The organism is Cellvibrio sp. OA-2007 (assembly GCF_000953825.1).
GTDB lineage: Bacteria > Pseudomonadota > Gammaproteobacteria > Pseudomonadales > Cellvibrionaceae > Cellvibrio.
Window position 1 is genome coordinate 23,754 of sequence record NZ_BBUL01000068.1, and the last position, 6,675, is coordinate 30,428.

General features: G+C 39.5%; 4 protein-coding genes. 3 read left to right on the forward strand and 1 reads right to left on the reverse strand.

Annotated features, from left to right (window positions below):
* The first annotated feature begins 34 nt into the window (after window positions 1-34).
* From AWU77_RS03315 to AWU77_RS03325, 3 genes are read left to right on the forward strand one after another with little or no spacing between them, the layout of a single operon-like run.
* A complete protein-coding gene (locus tag AWU77_RS03315) occupies window positions 35-1,594 on the forward strand; it encodes a tryptophan halogenase family protein (RefSeq protein WP_062059253.1) in 1,560 nt (519 codons plus the stop codon).
* Window positions 1,591-3,144, forward strand: coding sequence for a tryptophan halogenase family protein (locus tag AWU77_RS03320; RefSeq protein WP_062059256.1), 1,554 nt, complete (start codon window positions 1,591-1,593; stop codon window positions 3,142-3,144). Before AWU77_RS03315 ends, AWU77_RS03320 begins: the two co-directional genes overlap by 4 nt.
* An 18-nt stretch (window positions 3,145-3,162) precedes the next feature.
* Window positions 3,163-4,695 carry a VCBS repeat-containing protein gene (locus tag AWU77_RS03325; RefSeq protein WP_084617989.1) on the forward strand — a complete coding sequence of 511 codons (1,533 nt, stop codon included), beginning with the start codon at window positions 3,163-3,165 and terminating at the stop codon, window positions 4,693-4,695.
* A 447-nt stretch (window positions 4,696-5,142) separates the two neighbouring features.
* On the opposite strand, the gene AWU77_RS03330 is transcribed toward AWU77_RS03325, so the two are convergent.
* Window positions 5,143-6,531 (reverse strand): MFS transporter, encoded by a 1,389-nt coding sequence (locus AWU77_RS03330; protein ID WP_062059259.1) that lies wholly within the window; start codon window positions 6,529-6,531, stop codon window positions 5,143-5,145.
* Between the last annotated feature and the right edge of the window lie 144 nt (window positions 6,532-6,675).

Sequence of the window (6,675 nt, forward strand, 5' to 3'; positions counted from 1 at the left end):
TTTTATAGATATTATCCGAGAGAACGTTCAGAAAATGAAAAATATTAAAAACATTGTAATTGCAGGAGGTGGATCAGCTGGATGGCTAGCTGCGGCGATGCTGGCGGCGGAATATCACAATTCGCAGTCACAAATTAAAATTACGCTCATCGAGTCTGATCGGATAGGTACCATAGGTGTAGGAGAAGGAACATGGCCCACCATGCGCACCACACTAAAGAAAATTGGAATTTCAGAAAAAGATTTTTTACTCACCTGTGATGCATCTTTTAAGCAAGGCTCAAAATTTATTAATTGGAGATCAACCGATAAGGGCGACTTTTTTTATCAACCATTTGAACCTCCAATTGGCTTTCCTTACGTAAATATTGCTCATAACTGGATAAAAGAAAAAGAGCAGGGACTGTCAACATCCTTCTCTAAATCTGTTTGCTTTCAAGAGGCAATATCAGAATTGCATTTAGCACCGAAAACCCCTCACACTCCCGATTATGATGCAGTTGCTAATTATGCATATCACCTAGATGCATCCAAATTTGTCGCCATGTTAGCCAAACATTCCATTAATGTTTTTGGAGTCATGCGAATTGAAGGCGAGATAAATAAAGTAAATGTAGACAAGGAAGGTTTTATAGAATCATTAAGCCTTAATGATGGTAGCCGTATAGAAGGTGATCTTTTTATTGATTGCACAGGATTAAAATCCCTTTTATTAGGTGATGCACTTGACGTTAAATTTACAAGTAAAAAGGACATATTATTTACAGACTCTGCCATAGCAGTTCAAGCACCTTATGAAAACGAAGATCAGGTGATTCCCTCACCAACACTATCCACTGCACAAACTCAAGGATGGATATGGGATATCAGCTTGTATTCACGCAGAGGAATTGGTCACGTATTCTCTTCTGCTCACTCAACAGAAACACAGGCTCTGGACAATTTAGCCAACTATCTACATAAAAATAATGGCAAAAATGTAGACATTTCATCGGCAAAAACAATTAAATTTAGCCCTGGACACCGAAAATTCTTCTGGAAAAATAATTGCGTTGCTATTGGCATGGCATCAGGTTTTCTCGAGCCCCTGGAAGCATCAGCGCTTGCCATGGTTGAATATTCAGCCAACCTTATTATTAAAAAACTCCCTGGATCAAAAGAAGCCTTACATGGAGCAGCAAAAAGCTTCAATAAAGAAATGCAATATCATTGGGAAAAAGTGATAGAGTTTTTAAAGCTGCATTATTTATTGAGCAAAAGAACAGACAGTGATTTTTGGAATGACAACCGCAATCTTCAAAGCATTCCAGATAGCCTTCAGAATTTCCTGGAAGAATTGAGATATAGGGTTATCGATTTTGATGAGCTTTCTCATGCAAATGAAGTCTTTCCTGCCATTGGCTATCAATACGTTATTTACGGCATGGACTTTTTACCCGTTAAAGAAAGGCAGGTACGCAATAGCTATATAAATTTTGATGCAAGCAGACTCTTTCAGCAAAATGCTGCCAATAAATCAGCAGCAACTGAAAAATTGCCCAGCAATCGCCAATACCTTAACTGGCTACGCCAAAAAAAGATGACAACAGAATGAGCGCTTCTAAAATCGATATTCTAATTATTGGCGGAGGCACGGCTGGCTGGCTGGCTGCAGGTATACTTGCGGCCGAACTGAAAAAGAACTCAAGCGGTCAGATTACTCTAGTAGAATCGCCAAATATTAGCACCATAGGTGTTGGGGAAGGCACTTGGCCAACAATGCGCGACACCCTCAGAAAAATAGGAGTTTCAGAAATTGATTTCCTAGTAGAATGTGACGCGTCTTACAAACAAGGAACTCAGTTTGTTAATTGGAAAGATAACACTGAGAGCGATAACTATTACCACCCATTCGCTGTACCGAATGGTTATTTCGACGCGAACCTATATGCCTACTGGAATGAAAAACAAAAAAATATAGATTTTGCCAGTGCCTTTGCAACCCAACCTAAAGTTTGCCACGCCCATAAAGCTCCCAAACAACTATCAACACCCGAATTTGCTGCCGTCAATAATTATGGCTATCACCTTGATGCAGGAAAATTTTCAGCCTTTTTAAAAAAACATTGCGTTGAGAAATTGGGCGTCAAGTATATTGCCGACACCATAACAGACATAATAAGTGATCAAGAAGACTATATACACGCAGTACAGACAACCCAAAATGGCCAATTAAAAGCTGATTTATTTATTGATTGCTCCGGAACCCACGGGGTGTTAATTAAACAGCACTTTAAAATTCCCTTTATTGATAAATCTGATGTGCTTTTTAATGATCGGGCAATAGCCGTCCAAGTTGGCTACCCTAACTCCACCTATCCCATAGAATCAGCAACCATTTCCACTGCACAAAAATCCGGGTGGATATGGGACATAGGACTATCCTCACGCAGGGGGATTGGCTTTGTATACTCCAGCCAACACACTAACCAGCAAGCCGCTGAAGAAACGCTTCTGAACTACCTGCTAAAAAGTGGTAGTGAAAAAAACATAATTACAGAACCACGCACGATAAAAATATTACCAGGATTTCATCAACAATTCTGGCATAAAAACTGTGTCGCTATTGGTATGTCAGCTGGGTTTATTGAGCCGCTTGAAGCTTCTGCATTAGTATTGGTTGAATTGGCAGCTGGCATGATACGAGAAGAATTGCCAACAACCAGAGAAACTATGGCAATAGTAGCTAAACGCTTTAATAATACATTTCTGTACCGCTGGGAAAGAATAATCGACTTCCTAAAACTACACTATATTCTCAGCCAAAGACGCGACTCAGACTATTGGATTGATCAGCAAGACAAATCCCATCAATCTGATCAGCTGCAGGAATTGTTAAAACTATGGGAGTTTCGTTCACCATCAAAAAATGACTTCCCTCAAATTCAGGAAATTTTTCCATCGGCCAGCTATCAATATATTTTGTATGGTATGGGCTATAAAACCACTTCAAAAAACATCCTGAATGATAAAAAATCCTTGGCAACGGCTGAAAAGTATTTTTTTGGAAATAGAAAACTAACCGAATTGCATTTATCCGGCCTACCCACAAATCGGGAATTACTGCAAAAATTGAAAGAAAGATACTCGTGCAATATTAAATAGTATTGAAAAGTGAATTTTATGAATCTACTGTTCCGTTATTTTCCTACAGGTTTTTTCTTGTTTATTGCAATTACTTTTGTATTTAGTTCAGCCAACGCTACCCCCACCAAAGAAGAAAAACTGGAGCAAGTAAAAAAACATGTCGCTCAATACTGTGGTTCATGCCACAAAGTTCCTCCGCCTGGCATATTACCTAAAAAGGATTGGCCCAGGGTTGTAAAACTAATGGCTGAGTTGGCTCAAGAAAGAACAGGCGTAGAGTTTATCCCCAAATTAATCATTCAGGATATAACCGCATTTTATTATGGCAGCAGCCCCGAGAAGCTTCCCACATTAGCCTACAACAATCGCATCTCCCCCTTAACATTCACGCCCTCCGGCATTGGAATAAAGTCCAAATTTCCACTTGTCGTAAAAATTCAGCCGGTTAATTTGGGAATTAATAAAGGCACAGAGTTTCTGATCTGCGACGGGGAGAAAAATCAGATCCAACTTTTAAGCAAAAATAATAATGGTTGGAATGAAAAAGTTTTAGCTGAAATACCTATTCCGGTAAATACCCATGCTATTGACTATGATCACGATGGAGACATGGATATTTTGGTATCCGCTTTGGGGCACTACCCCCCCTCTGATGTATTGGCAGGAAAAATTATTCTTCTGGAACAAACAAAGCATGGAGTATTCGATAAAAAAGTCATTTTAGAGAATATTGGTAGAGTCGTTGATGCTCAAGCTGTAGATATAGATGGAGATAAGGATCTAGACATAGTCACAGCAATCTTTGGCGGCCGTAATGTTGGTGAGGTCGCATGGCTAGAAAACATGGGCAATGGCACACACCAAAAACATACAATAATAAAAATTCCCGGAGCCCTAAATGCAACGCCTGTTGATTTAAATGGCGACGGTCATATGGACTTGGTAAGTTTATTTACCCAAGAAAATGAAGCATTTATTGCGTCTATAAATGATGGCAAAGGAAATTTTAAACCTGTTAAATTGGCCCAAGCACCTCATCCCATGTTTGGTTCCACCAGCATGTCCCTTATCGATATAGACAGGGATAGAGATCTAGATATTTTATTCACCAATGGAGACAATTTCGATTTGCAAGAAGATCCAAAGCCCTATCATGGGGTTCAATGGTTGGAGAACAAAGGAAATTTGCAGTTTGCATTTAGAGACATTGGACGATTTTATGGTGCGGTTAATGCAAAAGGCGGTGACATCGATGGAGACGGAGACATAGACATAGTCGCCAGCAGTTGGTCGAATTACTGGGAGGACGAAAAGCGCCAAAGCATCATGTGGTATGAAAATATAGGGCAAGAAAAGTTTATAGCTCATGATCTTGTCAACCGCCCAATCAGCGTAGTTCCAATCGAGCTTTATGATTTGGATGGGGATAATCATCCCGAAATAATCGCCGGAGTTTTTCGGGCAACCGCGCTAACTGAATTAGTAAAAGGAAACCCTGCAAAAAAGAGCGCGGCAGCTGTGGACCGAATACTCAGCATAAAAGTTACTTCTCAACTCATATTGCAATAATTTGCTCAAATAAGTGGTTATTGTTTAGTTTTTGTCACAAAATCATCAACTTTACGAGGAGCGATTGGAGTGTCTTAACTGATATATCTCGCTCATGAAAATTTGAGATTCATACCAAGTTTGATCTTCCTGAGCTTTAAACCAAGACGCTTTCTGAATGGCAGCATCATTACAACTGACAACGAGCATATGGACCGTTCAAAGGTAAAACGCCGATGGAGTGTTTGTGATCATCTTGACCAAATTCCAATTTGGGAGGATGGGAGTCAAGAGTACGAGCAGGATGAATACAGGGTGCGGCTCTCCAACTATCAACGAAACTGACAGTTGAGAAAGTTGGAACAATCTCTAGTGGTCGCCTATTGGAATCGTTTGAATATGAACCGACAAAACCAAGTATTTCCTAAAAATTGTTTTGAGAACTGCATATGTCAGTAAAAATTAGAATTAATTTCCGGTGCGCCTTATATTAAGTTCAGCATTGACTTTGATCATAAAGTCATCTTTTAACCGATAGAAACCCATGCATATACCAGAAATCAGTGCGCCAGCAGCCGGGATAAAGCTAACCATATAACGCAGCCCCTCCTTCGCTAGTTCGCTTTGTTCGGCGTTTGCTACATAGCCAACATAAGCAAGTGTCCACCCAGTGAGCGTACCGCCTAAAGTCCAACCCATCTTTTGAGCAAAAGAAGATGATGAAAATATTAATCCGGTTGCCCGACGTCCCGTACTGTATTCAGAGAAATCTGCGATATCCGCATACATAGACCAAATCAAAGGAAAGACAATACCTGCACAGGTACTGATCAGTACTTGTAACAACAAAATAAACCCAAGTTGATCAACAGTTAAAAAATAAAATACGTAACTTAAAATGGCAGCCATAAACATAGCGTACATAAAAGTATTACGCTTCCCAATTCGCTTGGAAATGGGTTGAGCAAGTACAACACCAATAATGTTTGATGCTTGCCCTAAAACCAAATAAACAGTAGTCAATCCAAAGTTTAAACCAAACAAACTCCATTCTGGAGACTCGATGTAATATTTGAAGTAGTAAACTGAAGCACCATCACGCATGCTATTGAAAATTAGTGTTGAGAGGACAGCGCCCAATAAAATAAACCAAGGCTTGTTGTTAGCCAAATTAGAAAAATCTTGTTTTAAATTTGTTTTTTGGGCGGCCGGTGGTGAGATACGCTCCTTGGTCCATGCAAAAGTAAAATAAAACAATATCGCTGCAATGACTCCGTAAACAAGCATTGTCAACGCCCACCCCGTTTGCGGATCTGCTACAGCCCCAAGATGACTAAAGAAATTGGTTAGTGGATCAACCATGATGAATGCAAAAATGCTACCGGCAAAAGCAAATACCATCCTAAATGATGCCAGCTGAGTTCTATCGTCACCATTAGAAGACATCACGCCCAATAGAGAAGCATAGGGCACGTTGACAGCGGTATATGCCATCATCATTAACGTGTAAGTGACGTAAGCATAAATTAGTTTTGCATCTTGAGACCAAGATGGAGTAATAAATGTTAAGACCCCAATCGCGGCAAACGGAATTGCCCCCCATAAAAGATATGGTCGAAATTTTCCCCATTTACTATTAGTTCTATCTGCAATGATACCCATTATCGGATCATTAGCTGTATCCCAGATACGAGTCAATAAGAACATGGTGCCAACCGCAGCTGCAGAAATACCGAATACATCGGTGTAAAAAATCATCAGATAAACTGAAAACATTTTCCAGAACATAGATGATGCGAAGTCACCAAATCCATACCCAATTTTTTCTTTTATTTTTACCTGTTGTGGTTCGTTCATATAGGATATAGCCACTCATATAGATGAAAATAGTTAATACCGAAATACCGAAATACTGAAATACTGAAATACTGAAATACTGAAATACTGAAATACTGAAATACTGAAATACTGAAATACTGAAATACTGAAATACTGAAATAC

Coding starts and splice junctions, on each gene's coding strand:
- AWU77_RS03315 (WP_062059253.1), top strand. CDS start 35: ATGAAAAATATTAAAAACATTGTAATTGCAGGAGGTGGATCAGCTGGA.
- AWU77_RS03320 (WP_062059256.1), top strand. CDS start 1,591: ATGAGCGCTTCTAAAATCGATATTCTAATTATTGGCGGAGGCACGGCT.
- AWU77_RS03325 (WP_084617989.1), top strand. CDS start 3,163: ATGAATCTACTGTTCCGTTATTTTCCTACAGGTTTTTTCTTGTTTATT.
- AWU77_RS03330 (WP_062059259.1), bottom strand. CDS start 6,531: ATGAACGAACCACAACAGGTAAAAATAAAAGAAAAAATTGGGTATGGA.